Source organism: Actinophytocola sp. (assembly GCF_035762905.1).
Lineage (GTDB): Bacteria > Actinomycetota > Actinomycetes > Mycobacteriales > Pseudonocardiaceae > DASYTH01.
Genome location: NZ_DASUCC010000060.1, coordinates 1 through 2,231 on the forward strand (window position 1 = coordinate 1; position 2,231 = coordinate 2,231).

Annotated in this window: 2 protein-coding genes; both read right to left on the minus strand. The window is 67.3% G+C overall.

Annotated elements, in window-relative coordinates; genetic code table 11:
* Nucleotides 1-9 precede the first annotated feature (9 nt).
* Nucleotides 10-1,479, minus strand: coding sequence for a diaminopimelate decarboxylase (gene lysA, locus VFV67_RS11145; protein WP_326469361.1), 1,470 nt, complete (start codon nucleotides 1,477-1,479; stop codon nucleotides 10-12).
* 5 nt (nucleotides 1,480-1,484) lie between these two features.
* Nucleotides 1,485-2,231 (minus strand): DALR anticodon-binding domain-containing protein (locus VFV67_RS11150; RefSeq protein ID WP_326469364.1); only part of this gene is annotated, 747 nt, incomplete at its 5' end.

Sequence of the window (2,231 nt, forward strand, 5' to 3'; positions counted from 1 at the left end):
TTCGGTCATTCAGACTCCCATGTCGCGGTTGAGCAGATCTTCTTCGGTTTCCCCGCGGACAATGAGCCGGGCAGATCCGTCGCGCACAGCGACAACGCCCGGCCGGGCCAGATAGTTGTAGTTGCTTGACAGGGCCCAGCAATAGGCGCCGGTCCCCGGTACAGCGAGCAGATCACCGGCTGCCACGTCCTTGGGCAGATATACATCTCTAACAACTATGTCGCCGCTCTCGCAATGTTTGCCCACCACTCGGGACAGCTGCGGGGCCGCGTCCGAGGTCCGGGAGGCCAGAACTGCCGAGTAATCCGCGTCGTACAGCACCGGACGGGGGTTGTCGCTCATTCCGCCGTCCACTGACACATACCGGCGCGGGTACGTAACGTCGTTCTCCGCTTGTTCGCCCGGAGCGTCGACCCGGACGGTCTTCAGCGTGCCCACTTCATAGAGCGTGAACGTCGTGCTGCCGACGATCGCACGGCCCGGCTCGATTGAAATCCGGGGGGCGGAAATCCCCAGCCCGGCACATTTGGAGCGAACGACGGCGGCCATCGCCTGGGCGATTTCGGCAGCCGGGCGCGGCGTGTCCACGGGCGTGTAGGCGATGCCGTAGCCGCCGCCGAGGTCGAGTTCGGGGAGCACGATCGAGTATTTGGACTGCATCGCGGCGAGGAAGTCCAGCAGCTTCTCCGCTGCGAGGGCGAAGCCGTCCGGTTCGAAGATTTGCGAGCCGATGTGGCAGTGCAGGCCCAGGAGTTCGATGCTGGCGTAGCCGGTCGCCGCGGCCACGGCCTCCTCCGCCGCGGACAGGCCCGCCTGCTCGGTGGAGTCCCCCGCCATGGACAAGCCGAACTTCTGGTCCTCGTGGGCGGTGGCGATGAATTCGTGGGTGTGGGCGTGCACGCCGGGGGTCAGCCGGAGCATAACCTTGGCGGTTTCACCGCGGTTGGCGGCGATCGCCGCGACGCGGTCGAGTTCGGCGAGGCTGTCCACCACGATCCGGCCCAGCTTCAGGTCCAGCGCACGGTGGATCTCGCCGTCGGACTTGTTGTTGCCGTGCAGCGCGACGTCGGCACCGGGGATGCCGGCGCGGGCGGCGACGGCGAGTTCGCCGCCGGACGCGGTGTCCAGCCGCAGCCCTTCTTCCTCGACCCACCGGACCACGGAGGTGCACAGGAAGGACTTGCCGGCGTAGTAGACGTCCACTCCCCCGCAGATGTCGGCAAAGGCATCGTTGAAGGCGTCGCTGAACGCCCGGGCCCGGGCCCGGAAGTCGTTCTCGCTCATCACGAACAGGGGCGTGCCGTATTGGCGCTGCAGCTCGCTGACGGAGATGCCGTCAATGGTGAGTTCACCGGCGTCGTTCCGGGTGACCCCGCCGGCCCACAGCGGCGCGTGCAGGGTGTTGAGGTCGTCGGGGACCTGCAGCCACTCCGGCGCGAGCGGTGAGGCTGCCGTGCTATTGGACGGGTTCGTGGTCATGGCGGTTACATCCGTTCCGGCGCCGAAACGCCCAGCAGTTCCAGTCCGTTGGCGAGCACCTGGCTGGTGGCGTCGTTGAGCCACAGCCGGGTGCGGTTGAGGTCGGTGATCGGCTCGTCGCCCTGCGGGGCCACGCGGCAGGCGTCGTACCAGCGGTGGTAGGCGCCTGCGATGACCTCGAGGTGGCGGGCCACGCGGTGCGGCTCGCGCAGTTCGGCGGCCTTGGCCACAATCGAGGGGTAGCTGCCGAGGTAGGAGAGCAGCTCGTTCTCGGTCGCGTGCTCCAGCAGCGAGGCGTCGAATCTGTCTAGGCCGTCCACACGGCGCTCCACGCCGGCGGCAACCGCGTTGCGGGCGGTGCCCCGGGAACGGGCGTGCGCGTACTGGACATAAAACACCGGGTTCTCGTTGCTGTGCTTCTTCAGCAGCTCCGGGTCCAGGGTCAGCGGCGAATCGGCCGGGAAGCGCGCCAGCGAGTAGCGGACCGCGTCCTTGCCCAGCCAGGAAATGAGGTCCTTGAGCTCGATGATGTTGCCGGCCCGCTTGGAGAGCTTGGCGCCGTTGACGGAAACCAGCTGGCCGATCAGGACCTCGATGTTGACCTCGGGGTCGTCCCCGGCCGCGGCCGCGATGGCCTTGAGCCGGTTGATGTAGCCGTGGTGGTCGGCGCCGAGCAGGTAGATCTTCTCGGTGTAGCCGCGGTCCTTCTTGGACAGGTAGTACGCCGCGTCCGCGGCGAAATAGGTCGGCTC

What these genes read in the sequence shown, in the direction of transcription:
- lysA (WP_326469361.1), bottom strand. Translation starts at nt 1,479, where the DNA reads ATGACCACGAACCCGTCCAATAGCACGGCAGCCTCACCGCTCGCGCCG.